This is a genomic window from Butyrivibrio sp. LC3010 (assembly GCF_000424385.1).
Taxonomy (GTDB): Bacteria; Bacillota; Clostridia; order Lachnospirales; family Lachnospiraceae; genus Butyrivibrio.
Genome location: NZ_AUJU01000002.1, coordinates 63,076 through 81,711, shown reverse-complemented (window position 1 = coordinate 81,711; position 18,636 = coordinate 63,076). Strand labels below are relative to the sequence as shown.

The following is an 18,636-nucleotide window of genomic DNA, read 5'->3' as shown; positions in this document are numbered from 1 at the left end:
GCAATAAAAGGGAGCTGGAAAAAATGATTTCTCATCCTAAAAAACTCCCGACCAGATGTCGAGAGTTTATGGTATATCCAACTATAAGAACCAGTTAGGCAAGTTGATTTTCTAAGATAGTTATGAGCGCCTTTTATCTTCAGGAACCCATGTATGCCATGCTGGTGCTTTAGGCATCTCCTCCCCTGTGATCAGGGACTTGATCACACGTCTGTGGATGAAAAGACATCCACCAAAGAGTATTGCTACTACTGCCAATATTACATTTCCTGACTTCATCTTAAATCTCCTGCTGTTTATTTGTTCAATTGTTTTTCAATGCTTCACACTAAGGTATCCGGCTTCTCTGAAGGTATAAACCTTTCAGCTATATTTTCATCTTTATCAATTTAAACAATTTGATACAATATGATAGTAACACATTCAATTCTGAATTCAAGATATCTTTTTATTAATTCTTTGTTTATATTTACAAAGCATTAAGCGGCTTTTTACGGTAAATTTTCAGGGTAAACGCACACTTTTTAATAAATAAATTTTATCGAACTAAATGCACACAAAGCCAGAGTTTTTCAGCACTCTGGCTTATTTTTTATGCCCTTAACTTCACTGATTCAGGTGAATAATAGCTTCTGACAAATCCAGAGTATTAAGCCGTATTTTGGAAAAACGCATATCTATAATCATGCATGTTTTTTGAAATCTTTGGCAAGGTCTGGTTTCTTCTCTTCAAATCTCATAAGATTATCATTTCCTATCCTATTAGCCGGTGCATAATTTTCATACTTCTTTTTTTGATGTGGCTGCGATTTCCAAATCTCATCGGCAACAGGGGCCCACTTGAGAGCATAGTAATCACACTTTGCACATAAATGCTCTACACTCTCCTCCGATTCTTCATTTGTGCCATGTGCTTTTGATCTTTCAACCATCTCCCTTAGAAGTTTTGGATTTTCGAGCATCGGACACGGTCTTAAGTGATTTTTATTAAAGGGCTGTCCCTTATGATATTCCATGAAAAGCGGACTCTTTAGCATTTCCAAAATAGAATTGTCATGTATATTAGTGTTTGAAAAATGGATGAAAACGCAAGGTTCTGCATCTCCGCTTGAGTTAATATGGAAATAATTCCTTCCACCTGCAATACATCCACCTACAGCTTCTCCGTCATTCTGAAAATCCATCGGAAAGAAGCCTGTATTACATTCGTTTGAGCGAATCCATCTGATACGTTCTATCATCAGCTTTCTCTGCTCTACGGTAGGCATCAGCTCCGGTACCGCATTATTTCCAACCGGCATATAGTGGAAGAAAAAGCCAAATCTCGCGCCTTTTTCTGCAATATACTTTATAAACTCAGGATTTGTCACGGCTTCAATATTATTTCTTGTATAGCAAATAGATGTACCAAAGAGAATCCCGTATTTTTTGAAAAGAGACATTGCATTCATCACTGCATCATAATGACCGATTCCTCTTCTTGCATCATTAGTTTCAGGTGTCCCCTCTATGGAAAGCATGAATGTAATATTTCCCAGCCGTACAACCTCTTTACAAAAATCATCATCCACAAGAGTTGAATTACTATATATTCCGAACTGCACATCATTATGCTTTTCTGCAAGCTTAAGTATATCTGCCTTCCTGACAAGGGGCTCTCCACCTGTCATCATATAGAGATACACGCCCAGCTCTTTTCCCTGAGTTACTATCTTATCCATATCGGCAAAAGACAAATTGTTCTTTGGTCCATAAGTGCCTGACCAGCATCCTTTACAGTGCATATTGCAGGCAGAAGTAGGATCAAAAAGTATAAGCCATGGTATGTTACAGCCGTATTTTTCCCTGTTCTTCCGTATAGTCTTTGTTCCCCTGAAGAAAGCCTCGTACCCCAGATTGAGCATGGTCATTTTGGCTATATGCGGATCAGTTTCATCCACTACTCTGTTTATAAAGTTTACCCAGCGGTTATCCGGATCCTTAAATGCACGTCTAACAGCTTCCAGTTTTTCAGGATCAGCAGCCTTCTTTCCCCAAAAGCGTTCTGCTTCATCAACGAGCTTTAAGTATGTTTTGGTGCGGTCATCAGTCTTATCAAGATGGCCAAGGAATTTGTCTATCAGGATACTAAAAGCTTGTCTTTGCGCTGCATGTGAAATATTTGTAAATGTGTTCATATCGTCTCCCAGTATTTTTATGTATATTGACAAAACATCTGTCTGATAATACATTTATATCATCTATACAAATGTCAAACAATATGTTGTGCGTATTTGATACACAATTTTACAAAATGTAGTGACAATACAAATGGAGGCCAAAATGTCCACAGAGCTTGAAAAAAGAAATATACGAAGAATGTCAAATAAGGAGTCCAATAGAATTACTAAAGAATGCATCTGTGATGCGATGATCGGATTGATGAAAGAGCATCCGTACAAAGATATAAATATGACCATGATAATAAAAAAATCAGGAGCTTCAAGAGCTTCTGTCTACAGAAATTATCCTTCAAAAGAGGCTATCATTCAGGACATTACAAAAAACATAACTGACGAGCTCAGCGCTTCTTTGACAGGACTGTTGCAGAAAAGTAACACGTATGAGTGGTTTTTAAAGGTGTTTTCAAGGCTGCACTCCGATAAAGACATGTGTGTACTTATCCGTAATTCAAATATCTCTTTTACGGATATGTTCTATAATGCCTTATGTATTGCCTCAGACAGCGAATACGCTTCCCAACATGAATATATTGCCAGAGGTATTGCTGCCGGCTTATGGGAAGTGTCGCTGACATGGATAAAAAACGGTATGAAAGAATCTCCTGAATATATGGCAAGGGTATGCTCAGAAACCTTAAGATTGGAATGAAAATTACTTAACGAAACATCCAAAAGTTTTATTCAAGACAGTTGAATGGGATTTTCCTATCTTTCTAGATATCAGATTAGGATTAAGATTATTATCAAGACCTTCCTGAATATAAACACGATCATCTAATGTCATATGAGACATTTTTTCACCTGACTTTCATATAATGTGTTGATCATCATATGAACACAAGAGACCCATATTCGAAATACGTCTTGATATATAGAAAAAAAGAATTCTCAGACTAAACGCAACACCTATAGAATAGTGTGCTTTTAATCTGAGAAATATGCGTCTAACTAAATAATTTACAAAGCTGCTTTTCACATCCTTTTTTCGTGATTTCTCCTTGCTTTTCCGAATACATCCATTGGTTTGTCTGCCTGAAAAGACAGATGGAGATCTCCAAGTGCATATAGTGCCATTTATTCACCACTATTAACATTTTTTTCTTAATAAGCATAGCAACAGCCAGGTAAACAACTACTGCAATGATCGCGCCCGCAGCAATATAGCTGTATTGCTTCTCTAGCATCTTTTCAGCTCCGAATGTATAGATAAAGATATGCGGAAACCTTGCAACAAAAGTGATCAGGATCCATTGGATCACATTTTCTTTTGAATAAAAGCCAAGCCATGCATAAGTATCTTTTGGCAATGGTAAAAGCATGAACAGAACATGTACCAATACCGGATTTTTATTTAGAACAAGATTTTCAACCTGTTCCAATTTACTTTTGGGAAAAAGCAGAAGCAAAAAATCTCTTCCATATTTCTTTCCCAAGAGGAATGCAGTTGTGTTTGCCATAGTTGCAAATATATCACAAATGATTGCTCCCTTAATGCCTCCAAATGCAGCGCCAGCAGCAAGATAAAACGGAAGTCCTGGTATGCAGTTTGAGAGTGTCTGTAAAAAAACAAAAAAGCCAAACACTAATAGTCCAAAGATGCCTCTGCTTTTAACATATTCTTGAAATCCATCTGCATCATCAACAAAAGCAATCATAGGTTTTCCAATTAAAAAGTAAATACCAAGCAGGAAAAAAGCAACAAAACATACAATCAGGATTCTCCGCTTATTATTCTTTTGAGATTTGTTTGTGGACTCTAATTGCATCGCATGTCCTCTCCAAAATGACAGTATATGTAAAAATCATTCGAGCCTATCTGTTACAAGTTCTGCCCAGGCCGGCACAAACCCTGAACCGATAGCAACCTTCTGGGAAGCGATATGTCCCATGGAAGTACCGTAATATGGAAGCCTTCCCTTACCAAGGATCTCATTTTTAAGAAGTGAAACCAGCATCTTTCCAATGCCCTTTCGTCTTCCGTTTGGCTCCACATTTATGCCGATCTGCCACATCATAGGACTGTCCATGCTTGCTCCTGCCATGCCAAGGATTTCATCATCTTTTATGGCTGCGACACCTACCATATCAGGTGCAGTTTTGCAGAAGGTATAAGCTTCGCAGAACCTGTTATCTCCCCTAAACTGCTCGATTTCCTTGCCCCGATACCACTTAATATCATATCCGGAAGTGTCTACATCAGATTTTTCCTCAGATATATAAAACGGATGGGCCATGCCTATCTGGTATCCATCCAGATGCAGTCTGTCGTTCAGCTTTCGAAGGTTTTTTGCTTCCATAAACCACTCAGAACCATAACTTTCATAGTTTTCCTGACACCAGGCAATAATATCTTCTCTGCCGGTAAACAGGAGCTTTCCGTTAACACATACAAGCTTAAGGTAGCATTCTTCTTTTTCCTGGTATCTGCGCCTGCCATCTACAGGGCAATACTTAGTAAAGTGGTTTTTATCATCAATTACATCTTCCCGAGAGCAACAGTAATCACGGGATAGCTGTTCACAAAGTATATCGTTCATAGTCCTACTCCATCTCTCCGGTTTCTTTACTGATCCTTATTGTGCTGTCTCCCATAAGCGGCATGATATCCCCGTCTTCTCTGACAAGACCAAGTCCGAAACACCAATACTCCGGATCCTCAAATGAGTTTACAATAACAAGATTATCTGCCAGCTTTTGTTTTAATATTTCTCTGGCTTGTTTCTGATCTATCACGCTAAAACCTCTTCTTTACTTTAAGCTCATTTTTCATTTTCTACTATGATCGCGATGGTCACGGAGGGCAGTCTTAAGACTGTCAAGAACAAGCTCCCTTCCACGATTATGCTCGCTGCTACTATTAAGCAATGGTGTAAAACTTTTAATATTATCTACAATCCTCTTTTGATTGACATTACTTCTTTCTATAAAAGCTCTGCTCCTCTCAATTCTGTTTTTGATATTTTCTGGAATCTCTGCGACTTTATCGTATCTTGCCTGGGCTTTTTCGTTAAATTCGGCGTGGATTTTTTCAACTTCCTCAAGCAGCTGTGAAAGGCTGACTTCTGTCATAGCAAAATCTGCACCGAACAGGATTGCGAAGCATAGGGCAAGAAGCTCATAGATTAGTGGTGGGATAAGCCCTCTTGCAAATGCTATCAGCGGAAGCAGATACTTTATGATAAGAACACCGGCTATCCCAAATGTGCAGCTTACAGGGACGCATATCCTCCCCTGTATATTGAGCGGCATTTTACTGTAATCCCACCATCTGGCATGGAATCTTTTTTCTAGAACCCATGAGGTACCAAATTCTGCTATGGCGCTTCCTATATAACATAGGATAAACAATATCCATACAGGAAAATCAGGATCTGAAAGCCTTGGAAAAATAACAAGAACTAATGATGCGCCCACTACACATGAGCCATATATGGGACAGATGGGGCCGAAAAGAAAGCCTCTGTCGGCCCATTTCTTTTCTTTTACAGTGCAGTATATGGATTCCCACACCCAACCCAGAAAGCTGTACAGAATAAATTCGACAAAGTACTGAGAAACAATCATAACTAACCTACAATATCTGCTTTCCTTTAAATATTTCTTTCAGGCGATGCTGAATTTTCATTCGAAATACTGTATTTTCTCTATCACCTTTACAGGAGAAGATACAAGCTCTGCAAATGCCTTCCCATCAGTCTTTTTCCCTACAATAACCTTCAAGGAGGTTTCTGGTATACTCAGATGCCTTATCTCCCTCAGGAGTATTCACTTTGTAGCCGTCGGAGGCCACGCTTTCCGGAGTGTCTATGCCGATGAGCCTTACATGGACATCGCCACCATCACTTTTAACAATGATCGTGTCACCATCTATGACACTCACCACATCATAAGGGCCATCAAGGTCCTGCGAAACTGAATTGATGGATTGCTTTAAGAAATACGTGATCAAATATATGAGAGCAAGAACTGCCACTGTGGCAATTACGCTCAGAATGTATTTTTTGTTTCTATTCTTCCTCTTCTTCGTCGCCATTAGAAGATGATTCCTTATCTCTTATGCTATCTATTCCACTTTTGATTGTTTCCTTGATCTTAGCCTTAACTTTTTTCTTGGCCTTCTTCTTAAGAATCTTTAGGACAATCAGAAGGATAATAAGACCAAGCACTCCAAGAATAACAGGTATATTATCCTTTAGCATTTTTAAGGCTCTTTCACGCTGTTTCTTCTTGATATATTTCTCTATACGCTCTTTCATGATAAGTCCTTCCTGATGTTCTTTACCTACAGCTTGTGCCATCTATCCAGTATGTATCACGAGACTTGCCTGCTATTTAGTCAGTGCGTCCTCCATACTCATGCCTTTTCTTCTCCTGCTTCAATAGGTGCTTACCTTTACGTCATAAAAGGCGCACATTTCTGCCTCATTAGCATATTTGTTTCCAAGATGGTCTGTTACCCGGAATGACTTCCTATCAACGATGTCATCAATTGAATATCCATGTTTTAGCTTTAGGCGGAATGAGTTTGGATGGATGTCAAAGGCGTCACAGACTTCCTTCTGAGAATAGTAATCTTTTCCATCACGTGAAAAATAAGGCTGCTTACCTTCAAGAGCTTCCTTGACGGACCAGCCTCGCTCGATTCGTTTGAGATATAAAGTTGGAGTTACACCAAAGGCATCACACATTTCCTTGATGGATTCGTATGTGATGCCATTATGGTCGGTACAAGGTGTTTTTGTGTTCATATATGCTTTTTATACTAAAAATGATTGTTTTTACTATAAAACAGTATATCACTTGTATGTGTTTTTTGTCATGGAAGCTTAAGCAAAGGGAAGCACCATTTGTTCATATTCAGGTTTTTTCGGCATAGTAACGATAGGTGCGACAGAGGGCTTTTTAGTGTCAGTACTGGCAACAAGCTCTGCCAGCATTGAGTGTCTGACCTCAATCATGTTGTTATCAATAGACTCATAGAAAGCGTCATAAGTTCCTATAAGCGTTACCTGATGCTTCCCTCTTGTGATTCCGGTGTAAAGGATGTTTCTTTTCTTCATAAGTCCATGTCTTTGTGTAAGGCAAAGGACAACGGAATCATATTCAGAACCCTGGCTCTTATGTACAGTTGTTGCATAGGCAAGGGTCAGCTGCTCCTTTGCATCATTGTAGGAGTAGTCTACGCTTGTCGGATTTTCTCCGGGAAACAAAACCTTTACTTCATCAAATGTGATCTCAATGACATATCCAACATCGCCATTAGCAACATCATCTATATTTTTAAGCTGCATAACCGGATCTCCTGCTCTTAGGAGCATATCGTTTGGGATTTTCAGCTCGTTTTCACCTTTGGAAGGATTTAGTACATTCTGAAGAATGTTATTCACCCTGTAAACACCGCAAGCACCTTTTTTAAAGGGACAAAGGACCTTAACGTTTTCAAGGCCATATTGGTATATTTGCTGAAGTGCTGAGCCGATAAGGTTTTCTTCAGCTGTTTCAAGGTCTTCTGCTTCTACAATATGGAAATCATCACCGGTATTTAAGTTGTGAAGCCCGTTCTTTATATTCTGAGCATTCTCGCAGATATTAAGAGCATCGGCAGACTGCCTGTGGATAGTATCAAGCTGAACACAAGAAACAGCTCCGGACTGGATAAGATCCCTTAGAATAGATCCGCATCTTACTGAAGGAAGCTGATCAACGTCACCGATAAGACCAAGTGTTGAATCTTTGATGTTTCTGAGAAGCCCTTCCATAGTCCAGAGATCTATCATTGATGCCTCGTCTACGATCACTTTGGAATTTACCAGGCACTCTTCATTAAATCCCTTTGTGTCAGCAAATCTTTCATCATCAACAATGCCAAGGCCAAGAGCTGAATGTATGGTCTTAGCGGGGTAACCAGTAGATTCTGTAATTCTTCTCGCTGCTCTTCCGGTTGGTGAAAGAAATACGTTGTTATCCTTGCCTGCTTTATAACCACATTTTATGCACCCGTTGCCTTGAACAGTTCGTTTATTCAATGAAACTGTCCATCTGTGTCCACATATATGGCATTTCCAATGAACCTTCTTGCCACTATTGAACATTATCTCGCCCGGATAAATGTCATGCCTTGCATTCTCTTCATAATCCCAATCAGCAAGAAGCTCCGGCATTTTTGTTTCTAAATCATTAACCCCTTTTTCAAAAATAAAGCCTGCACATTTGGGACATCCTGTATGATCCTTGGCACGATGATAAACTTCCGCTTCCCATCGATATCCACAAGTAGAGCAGATCCAGTTTACATACTGTGAAGAACCTGCGGAAATCATGTCCGGTTTCAATTCACCATTTCTCTCATAATCCCATTCTTCGGCTAATTCCGGAGCAATTTCCTGAACAGAGTTATTTACTGGTCCTTTCAAATATGACAATATCTCAAAGCGATCCCTAGTTACGTCAATATCAGGTACCGAAGGTATTGAACCATTCTTTGTTTGATCTAGTATCCAGGTAATAACATTTTTTATACTAATACTTAATGCAACTTCATCTGACTCAGTCTCAGGTGAAAACACACACCAATCTGCAGCTGGAACTTCATCCACATGCTTTCTCTTTTCTCTGACTTGTATCAGTGTTATTCCATTTTCTTTGCAAATATCATACTTTCGCTGTTCTCTTTCGTATGCAGCTGCTTTCTTGTGATGCCAATATACGCCATCATATTCTATTCCTATCTTCAGATCAGGAATATAAACATCCAATTCCATGCTCCTAGTGAATATTTCTTTGTATCCGCTTATAGCTGTAGGATACACTTTTTTAACATAATAATATAAAGCCTGCTCCGCAAAAGAAGTTTGGCGACCGGAATTGCAGACAGGGCATTTTGTTCCAGCTCCATTTGTTCTATGTAAAACTGTTGCCGAGTATACATGCCCTCTGGGACAAAGCCAGCTAAACTTTTTTCCGCATCCATGCGTAACATCATATGGAGTAACATCTCCGTTTAGCGGCTGATACCACTCCTTAGCTATCTCCGGATGTGTAGTAGCGAGATCATTTATTCCTTTAACCACGACTTTATTGGCACAGCAAGGACAACCTCTCCCCAAAACAGCTCTGTTGCTGATCTTAGAATCCCATACGTAATTGCATTTGGGACACTGCCAGTAAACTCTTTTTCCACTTCCAGGCAAAACATCGCTTGGAAGCAAGCCTGCATTTAGCGTTGGATGCCATTCTTGGGCAAGCTCAGGATATGTAGTTTCTAAATCATCAATTCCTTTTGTAGCAGTTTTCTTCACTGAACCAATCCTCAAAATTTACGTCTTTTTTTCAATCTACTTTTTATTATATTGAAAAAATAACATTTTGTTACTTTGTTGCTCAAGGTCATAATTTCTATTATCAGTGAGAACACTTCGGGTATTCAAAGTTTTTGAGGGTCAATAATTTTGAGGGGTTGTCGTGAGGGGCTACTTTGAGGGTCTCTTGTGATAATAAACAAAACCAGGGTTAATCAGTTATTGAAACTGACTAATCCTGGTTTTTTTTATGCAGGGATCATTCCCTGCACTTCCTCCTTCACCTATATGTATACTGTCGTCAGATGTGCAACTCCTCTGCGTCCCGCCACATACGTCTGAACTCCTGGCGCAGAACGAAAAAGGAAACCACTGCAGCAAGAAAGTCTGCGACAGGACCAGCGTATAGGACACCTTTGATGTCAAACATCAGTGGTAGAAATAGCAACAGAACAATCAACGTCAGCTGCTTGGAAAGTGAGATCATGATCCCGCGCTTCGCCTTACCCACAGAGGTCATAACATGCATTGAGATGGGTGGAATGCCTGCGAGGATTACCAGCAGCATAAATACATGCATATAAAGAATGGCAAATTCCTCATATCCACCTGCGCCACTGCCAAATATCTGGAGAATCTGATGAGGGAAGACCCAGAAACAGACTGTCTCAATGGCTCCAACAATCAGCGCATACCGCAGCGTAGCAAAGTATGTATCTGTCACACGGCGGTATTTTTTCGAACCATAGTTGAAGCCCAGGTTGGGCTGACCACCTATGCCGCATCCGATAATTGTAGAATAAAACAGGAAGTTAACCTTGGTCACCACGCCGGCTGCGGCCAGTGCCTCGCTGCCGCCATAGACAGAAAGTGCTCCATAGTGTCGCAGTGCGCTGTTCAGGACAAGATTCATCACCATCATGGCCGCCTGATTAAGACTGGGAGCAGCACCGATGGAAACAATCTGCTTAAGATTCTCACCTGTGATCAGAAAAAGATGTGCTTTTACGCGCCCCGTTTTGAATCGGAACATATAGGCAATAACCATTACCGCAGACAGAATCTGTCCCAGGATTGTTGCCAGTGCCGCACCTGCTATCCCCATATTCAGCGGGTACAGGAACAGATAGTCCAGCACAAAATTCAACGCCACGCCTGATATGGAACAGATCAGCGCATAGCGGGGACTACCATCTGAACGTATCAGTAGCGTTCCTCCGGCAGTTACAGCAAGGAACGGAACGCCAATGGCGATAATGCGCATATAGGTCAGCGCGTAGGGAAAAACTTCCTCCGTAGACCCAAACAGATTGACGAACCACGGCGTGAATATGCCCACAATCAAGCCCAGAAGGAGTCCTTCCGCCGTGATCAGGGTCAGGCCATTCATGCCAAATGTCATGGCCTCATCCTTTTTTCCTCTGCCATTGAGGATGTTAAAGTTCACAGCGGCGCCATTACTGAACAGAAGCGTCAGCGCACCGCATAAAAACGTCAGCGGATAGGCAACCGTCGTTGCAGCGTTACCGAGATACCCAATCCGCTGCCCGATAAAAACCTGATCCATCATGTTATACAGCGAGCCAATTAGCGTACTGATTATTGATGGTATGGCATACTGTAGCAGCAGTCGGCCAATGGGCTGCTCTCCAAGTGGGTTTCCGCCCTGAGCAGAGGCTGTTTTTTCCATAACGTGCTCCTTCTGTTGGATGGTGTCTCCCTGCGATGAACTATCTTTTCTGTATCTGATAACTTTAATGATATCCTCACGTATATACCCATTGTATCAAATCATGAACTACCACGCACCTAATGGTGACAATGTCTTTGATGATGATGGATGGCCGCTAGACTTTATAAACACTCTTCGCAGCTGGAAAGAAATGCGCGAATACTTTGACTGCGTAAATGAAGAACAAAAAGAATCTGAAGAAGGCACTCAAAGCTTTGCTTCTATACCTGATGGAAATGTGTTTGATGATTTTCCAGAAGACTTTCTAGGCGCAACAGATTTACCATTCTGACTTATAACTCAGCCCGCGGAGTAATCCGTGGGCTATTAAAATGGCTCCAACATACAGACCCTCAAACCAGACCCTCAAAACGCTTGGCAAACCCTCAAAAAGTTTGATTATCCATTTTTTCACAGCCCCTTTTTTATCCGTTCCTGATCAGTTCGTACTTCTTAGTCCTGAATTTCCTTGCCATTCATATGTGGAATCAGCGTCTTTGGTATATTCAAATACCATGGCAATATTGGAATCACTAATTGTTATTATCTGTTTTCCATCATAATCGGATCTAAAGTATATCATTTTTTCCTGACCTTCATCTGTGGCAACATATATTGTCCCATCATCCCAGGATAAATCGTAATAGGTTCCGATAAAATGCGCATAGCCTTTACCATCAGGACAAAGCATCATATCGAATTCAACACCAGCATTTTTTAATTGATCTTTTGTGTATGTGGTGCCATTCTCCTGAAAAGCCATTATCTCATAATATCCGGCATCTTTATGCTTTGAAGTTGATAAATCAGGTAGATATGATGAATCAAATTGCGCTGTATCAGTGTTATCACTACTATCAGCAGATTTAGGTGTAACGGATAATGAACCCTTAAGCGAAGTTGAAGCGCCATCCAAAGCATCTTCAAACTCCTCTGATGCTTTTTCTATTTCTTTCGAAGCGTCATCTGCTGCATCATCAATAGTATCTTTTGCATCATCTGCTATTTCGTCTATCTGATTCATGGCATCATCATAGGCAGAATCCAATATATCATCTGTAATCTGATCTATGGTCTTATTGGTATCACCATTTTCATATGCTTTTATCTCATCCTCGGTCATTTTTACAAAGACCATCTCATCTATTCCCTGTTTAAGTGTGAACTCACCATTTACAAAAGTATACTCTGTGACAGTATCTTCACTCTCATCATGAACAGTAATAGCTTTGTCATCCCAGTTTAAACCAGTAATTTCTCCAAGCATGTTAATAGATCCTGTACCATCTTCATTAAGTATCATATAGATGCCGGAACCCATATCCTGAAGTTCTAAAAGTTCTGCAGTAATATCTTCGCCTTCAGAGATAAATTTTATTAGTTTATAATAGCCTGAAACTGAATTATCATCAGCTTTAATACTCTCCTTTTCGGTTCCTTTACTTGCTGTCTCTACGGTTTTTGCGGATGCATTGGAAGCCTGCGATGTAGCCTTTAGTTTACCCTCTGATATCTCTGTGCGAACATTTTCTTTGGCGTTTTTCTTAGACGAGCCACAGGCACTCATGGAGACTGACAAAGTCAGAATTAATGAAACTACAAGAATTTTCCTAAACATAAGCAGTTCCTCCCTATAAGTTGCATCAATGTTTCCATGTAAATTATAAATGAAAGAAACAAATAAAATTATTAAAAAGCTATAAAATAAAATTTCATTATAGAGAACAAAGAGTCGCTCGCGACTCTTTGCGCGCTGGTGCGCGCAAGCTTTAGCTTGCAAAATTCATCTGCGCACCAGTCGCATCCACAGCGGAGCGCTTTTTATTCAATAGGAAATCCGAAGGAATTTACTATTGAATAAAAAAAGAGCCCCAAATGCGACGAGCACATTTTGGACTCAATAATTATTTGTTATGAAAAGAAGTATTATATTCTTGCTACGCCGCATTCACGAGCAGCCTTAGCTACTGCATCTGCAACGGCTTTTCCGACTCTCTTATCAAAGGCAAGAGGAAGAATATATTTATCATTAAGTTCTTCAGGAGAAACAAGGTCTGCAAGTGCATAGGATGCGGCCTGCTTCATCTCTTCTGTAATATCCTTGGCACGAACATCAAGCGCACCTCTGAAAAGTCCGGGGAAACAAAGTACATTATTTATCTGGTTCGGATGATCACTTCTGCCTGTACCAACAACTGCTGCGCCTGCTTCAAGTGCCTCATCAGGCTCGATTTCAGGAACAGGATTAGCCATAGGGAATACAATAGCGCCTTCAGCCATGGATTTAATCATATCCTTAGATACTATGTGAGGAGCACTGACACCTATAAATACATCGGCACCTTTCATGGCATCTGCAAGAGATCCTGAGAACTTTTCAGGGTTTGTCTTTTGCGCCATCTCTTCCTGAGCAGAATTCATTTCAATTCCTTCACAGAGTATGCCGAATCTGTCTACCATTTTAAGATGCTTTACACCAAGGTTCATAAGATGCTTTCCTATTGCAATACCTGCAGATCCGGATCCATTTATTACGACTTTTGCTTCAGATAATTCTTTTTTTACTACGCGAAGAGCATTTATAAGAGCTGCGCCTACAACAACTGCTGTTCCATGCTGATCATCATGAAATACGGGAATATCGCAAATTTCCTTAAGCTTTCTCTCAATCTCAAAGCATCTGGGTGCAGCTATATCCTCAAGATTTATGCCGCCAAAAGAACCTGAAATAAGATATATTGATCGAACTATTTCATCTACGTCCTTGCTTCTGATACAGATGGGAAAAGCATCCACATCTGCAAACTCTTTAAATAATGCACATTTACCTTCCATTACAGGCATACCTGCCTCAGGACCGATATCGCCAAGACCAAGAACAGCAGTTCCGTCTGTTATTACAGCTACAAGGTTATGACGTCTTGTAAGTGTATATGACTTATCATAATCCTTCTGTATCTCAAGGCAAGGTTGTGCAACACCGGGTGTATAGGCTAAAGAAAGATCCTCTTTATTTTCAACCTTTACTCTTGATACTACTTCTATTTTTCCCTGCCACTCTCCATGTAATCTAAGGGATTCTTCAGCATAGTTCATAGATAAATTCTCCTCTTAAGTATTTTTAATTGTGTTCTCCAATTGGATATATTCTGGTATACTAATTGGGTGCAATGCGTCATTAGAAATATACACGTATACATACAATTGGGCTATAATTAGCTCATTATTAAATAATAATAAGGAGAATAACTAAATGCAAGGAAAATTACCAAAAAGACAAGAAGTTGACATGTCACTTACATGGCGACTTGAGGATATTTATGAAAATGAGGATCTTTGGGAGGCAGACGTAAAGGAGGCCCTCTCAATAGCTGATAAGTTATCAGAATATAATGGAAAGCTCTCAGATAGTTCTAAGGCGCTTTTAGAGGCACTTAAGCTCTATGAGAAGGCTGACCTTCTGACAAGTAAATTCTATGGCTATGCCCATATGAGGCACGATGAGGACACTGCAAATTCCAAATATAACGGAATGAATCAGAGGGCTACTTCAGCTAATATTCAGATTGAAGAGAAGGCTTCTTTTGTAGAGCCTGAGATACTTTCTATTTCTGATGATAAACTCTCCTCTTTTTATGAAGAAGAACCGGAGCTTAAAAATTATGAATTAAAGATCAGGGAAATAAGAAGGCTTAAAGACCATATTCTCAGCAAGGAACTTGAACAGCTGATCGCTTCAGCAGGTGAAATGGGACGCACTCCCTATAACGGCTTTAATATGCTATCCGATGCTGATTTAAAATTCCCCAGTGTTACTGATTCAGAAGGAAATGAAGTTGTTCTTTCAAACGGCAGGTTTGTACCTGTTCAGATGTCAAAAGACAGAGACCTTAGAAAGAAAGCATTTGAAGCATTCTATGGCAGATATGAAGAGTTCAAAAATACCTGGGCTGCTCTCTATGATGGTGAAGTTAAGACCAGAATATTCAATGCTAAAGCAAGAAAATATAATTCCAATTTCGAAGCAGCTGTTGATGAGAATAATGTAGATCCTAAGGTCTGTGACAGACTTATCGAATCCATACATAATGGTTTTGACAAGATGCATAGATATGTTGCTCTTCGTAAAAAGCTTCTCGGTGTCGATGAACTGCATATGTATGATGTATATGTTTCAATGATAAGTGATTTTGATATGCAAGTAAGCTATGATGAGGCAAAAGACATCTCTCTTAAGGCTCTTGCACCTCTTGGCGATGAATATCTTAATATCGTAAAGGAAGCCTATGAAAGTCGTTGGATTGACGTTGTAGAGAACGAAGGAAAAAGAAGCGGTGCATATAGCAGCGGTGCTTACGGCGTTCATCCCTATATGCTTCTTAACTACAACAATACACTTGAAGATGTATTTACTCTTGTTCATGAAATGGGTCACTCAATGCACACCTGGTATTCAGAGCATGAGCAGAGCATCTGGAATGCAGACTATAAGATTTTTGTTGCTGAAGTAGCATCTACTACAAATGAAGTACTTCTCTACCATTATCTTAAAGATAATGCCAAGAGCAAAGAGGAAAAGGCGTATATCATCAATCATTTCCTTGAGAGCTTCAAGTCAACAATGTACAGACAGACCATGTTTGAGGAATTTGAAAGAAAAACAAATGAAATGGCTGAAAATAGTGAGCCTCTTACAGCAGAATCTTTATCAGAAGTCTACTACAACCTGAACAAAGAATACTTTGGAGAGAATATGGTTTCTGATCCTCAGATTGCATATGAATGGTGCAGAATACCTCATTTCTACTACAATTTCTATGTTTATCAGTATGCTACAAGCTTTGCTGCAGCTGTTTCAATCGCTAAAAAGATCCTTGATGAAGGAAGCAGTGCTGTTGAGCAGTACAAAAAATTCTTAAAGAGTGGATGCACACAGGATCCTGTAAGCCTTCTGAAGATAGCCGGAGTAGATCTTACAACTGCTAAGCCGATTGAAGATGCACTCAAGGTATTTGAAGAAGCACTTGAAGAAATGGAAGAACTTTTTAAATAAGTAAGTAAAACGGTGCTGTCACAGTAATGCGACAACACCGTTATTTTAATCAGTGCATTTAGTAAATATTTTAAGTTTAGTACAAACTGGTTCAAACATTTTCAGGCTGAGGATTGAAGGTTTCCTTAATAGCTGTATAAAGCTCTGCATCAGAGCACATCTTATAAGGGAATGAATAGAAAACTCCAACTATTCCGCAAGTGATGATAGCAAGTATGTACCATCCGATGAAAGAAAGATCATAAATAAAAGCATTCATCTTCTGCCCATTCATCATTGTTCTTGAAAGTGTAATAGCTTCACTTGCTGTCATATCAGGATTGTCAGCAAGTATATATGGAACCAGTCTGTAAGAATATGACTTAATGATTCCGGGAATAAAGCAGAGTAATGACCAAAGACATAAATAAAGATCTTTTAAAAACATTACCTTTACAATATTCATCCAATTACTTTTAAAACCATAGGTTACTTCTGAAATCTGTGCATTATCCTGAGTTCTGTTAACAATACAGAATTTCTGACATCCTACCTGTAATACATTAAACAATAAAATATCGATAACTACCGCAATCAAAAAAGCAACACCTACAACACCTAAAATAACAGCAATAATTTCAGGTGAAAGATTAGCAAACTGATCTCTAATCTGCTCATTGTTTGCGCTGTTTGCAGTACCTCCTGCACTTCCTCCAGCACATATGCCCAGAATGATTGAAACAACAATACAAGCCCATCTGTTTTTCTTAAAATTTGCAAGACCATTTGCTTTTATTTGAGCATTTGTCCACATAATTTTCTCCTCCTTCACAAGTTTTTTTATTTACAAGATTATTATACATCATAAAGCAGAAATTAAATACAATTTTTAGGATAATTAGAAATATTTATTTTTCTTTTCTAACTATTGTATATAATTTAGAAATTAGTTAGAATTTATTTTCTATTTTCAGTCATGATATAATTAGTATGTACCGTTTTTTTTGAAGAGATGGATGCCACTAGTGTCTTGTCTGAATGACAATTTGATAAATTACTTGTCTAATTCTCAATACGCTTCGTCATCTTCAATCGCCGTAGCCACCGCTACGACTCATTCAGATTCCTAGCCTATTGAGAATGATACTTCGTAATTAAATCAAAAGTCACCCAGACAAAACACTAGCGTATGTCCTTTGGACGCTCAATAGTCCGGCTATTTAAGAAACGATGCATTAGCAAAAATAATAGGAGGAGTTAAAGTTATGGGGGCAGACTCAGAATATAATAAAAAACTTCATTTAAAACGCTTGGAGAAGCTTCATACACTGGAAGATATTCTACCTGTGTATTGTATCCCTTTCCTGGACGACAAAGAGCTTACGTCGCAGATTAACACAGTTATCTCCTATGCATACGATCTTATTACATTCTTTCAATTTCTTAAGGAACGCAATCCTTTACTAAAAGATATTGTAGAAATAAAGAATATTGAATTAGAACTACTTGATCGACTTTCATTTGAGGATATTAATGAGTTTCAGAGATATCTTTCCTTTAATAATGGAGAAAATAAGCACATAAATAAAGAAAAAGGTATCGCAAGAAGAATGTCTGCAGTGCGTGGTTTCTATGAATTCATGTGCCAGCATCATTATCTTAAGAATAATCCTACTCTTGGTGCTGCGAAGCGTAAAAAAACACCCAAGAAAGATATTATCAGAATGAATTCCGAAGAGGTTAATACTCTTATGGACACTGTGATAAACACTGAAATCAAGGTTTCAGCCCGTCAGCGTTCATTATGTGAAAAAACTAATTTACGGGATACTGCTATATTTACTCTCCTTTTGAATACGGGTATTCGTGTATCAGAATGTGTTGGACTTGATGTTGATGATATCAATTTTGACGAGAATTCCTTTAGTGTAGTTCGTAAAGGTGGTAATACACAGATTTTATACTTTAACAGAAATACTGCTGAAGCACTAAAAGAATATATTGAATTTGAAAGACCGTCTCTTATGTCCAATGATAAAGAAAAAGCCTTATTCTTATCGCTTAGGAAAAGCAGAATAACTGTCAGAAGTGTCGAACTCATGGTAAAAAAGTACACACAAATGGCTGTACCCGGAAAAAAGCTTACTCCACATAAAATGAGAAGCACATATGGTACTGCTCTTTATCGTGAAACCGGTGATATCAGACTGGTTGCTGATGTTCTTGGCCATAAGGATATAAATACAACAGCTAAGCACTACGCTGCTATTGAAGAAGAACACAGACGTCGTGCAGCTACAATTGATCCATACAGTAATTGATAAAATAAAAAAACTCCGATTATTGTTATAC

The 18,636-nt window shown here is 39.2% G+C and carries 19 protein-coding genes; 4 read left to right on the top strand and 15 right to left on the bottom strand.

What is annotated here, in order from left to right:
- Positions 1-120 precede the first annotated feature (120 nt).
- Complete coding sequence (locus G622_RS25650) at positions 121-279, bottom strand: hypothetical protein (RefSeq protein ID WP_022770065.1); 159 nt, start codon at positions 277-279, stop codon at positions 121-123.
- 404 nt (positions 280-683) lie between these two features.
- The gene (locus G622_RS0102230; protein ID WP_026509307.1) at positions 684-2,177 is read right to left on the bottom strand and encodes a radical SAM protein; all 1,494 of its coding nucleotides are present in this window, start codon (positions 2,175-2,177) and stop codon (positions 684-686) included.
- A 145-nt stretch (positions 2,178-2,322) separates the two neighbouring features.
- Here G622_RS0102230 and G622_RS0102225 point away from each other — a divergent pair, with 145 nt between their 5' ends.
- Positions 2,323-2,871, top strand: coding sequence for a TetR/AcrR family transcriptional regulator (locus G622_RS0102225; protein ID WP_026509306.1), 549 nt, complete (start codon positions 2,323-2,325; stop codon positions 2,869-2,871).
- A gap of 3 nt (positions 2,872-2,874) precedes the next feature.
- On the opposite strand, the gene G622_RS27125 is transcribed toward G622_RS0102225, so the two are convergent.
- The 10 genes from G622_RS27125 to G622_RS0102180 all read right to left on the bottom strand — a co-directional run bounded on the left by G622_RS27125 (position 2,875) and on the right by G622_RS0102180 (position 11,210).
- Entirely contained in the window at positions 2,875-3,006 is a 132-nt protein-coding gene (locus G622_RS27125) for a helix-turn-helix domain-containing protein (RefSeq protein ID WP_196814167.1), read from the bottom strand.
- A 160-nt stretch (positions 3,007-3,166) separates the two neighbouring features.
- Positions 3,167-3,988, bottom strand: coding sequence for a TVP38/TMEM64 family protein (locus tag G622_RS25645; protein WP_026509305.1), 822 nt, complete (start codon positions 3,986-3,988; stop codon positions 3,167-3,169).
- Between the two features lie 36 nt (positions 3,989-4,024).
- Positions 4,025-4,759 carry a GNAT family N-acetyltransferase gene (locus tag G622_RS0102215; RefSeq protein ID WP_026509304.1) on the bottom strand — a complete coding sequence of 245 codons (735 nt, stop codon included), beginning with the start codon at positions 4,757-4,759 and terminating at the stop codon, positions 4,025-4,027.
- Between the two features lie 4 nt (positions 4,760-4,763).
- Positions 4,764-4,955 carry a hypothetical protein gene (locus tag G622_RS0102210; protein WP_026491476.1) on the bottom strand — a complete coding sequence of 64 codons (192 nt, stop codon included), beginning with the start codon at positions 4,953-4,955 and terminating at the stop codon, positions 4,764-4,766.
- A 33-nt stretch (positions 4,956-4,988) separates the two neighbouring features.
- Positions 4,989-5,786 (bottom strand): putative ABC transporter permease, encoded by a 798-nt coding sequence (locus G622_RS0102205; RefSeq protein WP_026509303.1) that lies wholly within the window; start codon positions 5,784-5,786, stop codon positions 4,989-4,991.
- A gap of 127 nt (positions 5,787-5,913) precedes the next feature.
- On the bottom strand, positions 5,914-6,255 hold the full coding sequence (locus G622_RS21385) for a thermonuclease family protein (protein WP_049945644.1): 342 nt from the start codon (positions 6,253-6,255) through the stop codon (positions 5,914-5,916).
- The gene (locus tag G622_RS0102195) at positions 6,230-6,520 is read right to left on the bottom strand and encodes a hypothetical protein (RefSeq protein ID WP_026509302.1); all 291 of its coding nucleotides are present in this window, start codon (positions 6,518-6,520) and stop codon (positions 6,230-6,232) included. The genes G622_RS21385 and G622_RS0102195 overlap by 26 nt, the downstream gene beginning before the upstream one ends.
- A 78-nt stretch (positions 6,521-6,598) precedes the next feature.
- The gene (locus G622_RS0102190) at positions 6,599-6,970 is read right to left on the bottom strand and encodes a hypothetical protein (RefSeq protein WP_026509301.1); all 372 of its coding nucleotides are present in this window, start codon (positions 6,968-6,970) and stop codon (positions 6,599-6,601) included.
- A 78-nt stretch (positions 6,971-7,048) separates the two neighbouring features.
- Positions 7,049-9,520: a zinc-ribbon domain-containing protein gene (locus tag G622_RS24225; RefSeq protein WP_049945643.1), complete on the bottom strand. Its 2,472-nt coding sequence runs from the start codon at positions 9,518-9,520 to the stop codon at positions 7,049-7,051.
- Positions 9,521-9,821: 301 nt separating this feature from the next.
- Complete coding sequence (locus G622_RS0102180) at positions 9,822-11,210, bottom strand: MATE family efflux transporter (RefSeq protein ID WP_026509300.1); 1,389 nt, start codon at positions 11,208-11,210, stop codon at positions 9,822-9,824.
- A gap of 103 nt (positions 11,211-11,313) precedes the next feature.
- Here G622_RS0102180 and G622_RS0102175 point away from each other — a divergent pair, with 103 nt between their 5' ends.
- A complete protein-coding gene (locus G622_RS0102175; RefSeq protein WP_035785880.1) occupies positions 11,314-11,544 on the top strand; it encodes a hypothetical protein in 231 nt (76 codons plus the stop codon).
- A gap of 147 nt (positions 11,545-11,691) precedes the next feature.
- On the opposite strand, the gene G622_RS0102170 is transcribed toward G622_RS0102175, so the two are convergent.
- Positions 11,692-12,870 (bottom strand): hypothetical protein, encoded by a 1,179-nt coding sequence (locus G622_RS0102170; protein ID WP_026509298.1) that lies wholly within the window; start codon positions 12,868-12,870, stop codon positions 11,692-11,694.
- A gap of 308 nt (positions 12,871-13,178) precedes the next feature.
- The gene (locus G622_RS0102165; protein WP_026509297.1) at positions 13,179-14,348 is read right to left on the bottom strand and encodes an NAD(P)-dependent malic enzyme; all 1,170 of its coding nucleotides are present in this window, start codon (positions 14,346-14,348) and stop codon (positions 13,179-13,181) included.
- Positions 14,349-14,505: 157 nt separating this feature from the next.
- Between G622_RS0102165 and pepF the strand changes: the two genes are divergently transcribed.
- Entirely contained in the window at positions 14,506-16,305 is a 1,800-nt protein-coding gene (gene pepF, locus G622_RS0102160) for an oligoendopeptidase F (RefSeq protein WP_026509296.1), read from the top strand.
- Positions 16,306-16,396: 91 nt separating this feature from the next.
- Here the strand turns inward: pepF and G622_RS21375 are convergent, their stop codons facing one another.
- Positions 16,397-17,098: a DUF975 family protein gene (locus tag G622_RS21375; protein ID WP_044956949.1), complete on the bottom strand. Its 702-nt coding sequence runs from the start codon at positions 17,096-17,098 to the stop codon at positions 16,397-16,399.
- A 451-nt stretch (positions 17,099-17,549) separates the two neighbouring features.
- Between G622_RS21375 and G622_RS0102150 the strand changes: the two genes are divergently transcribed.
- A complete protein-coding gene (locus G622_RS0102150) occupies positions 17,550-18,605 on the top strand; it encodes a tyrosine-type recombinase/integrase (protein ID WP_026509295.1) in 1,056 nt (351 codons plus the stop codon).
- The last annotated feature ends 31 nt before the right edge of the window (positions 18,606-18,636 follow it).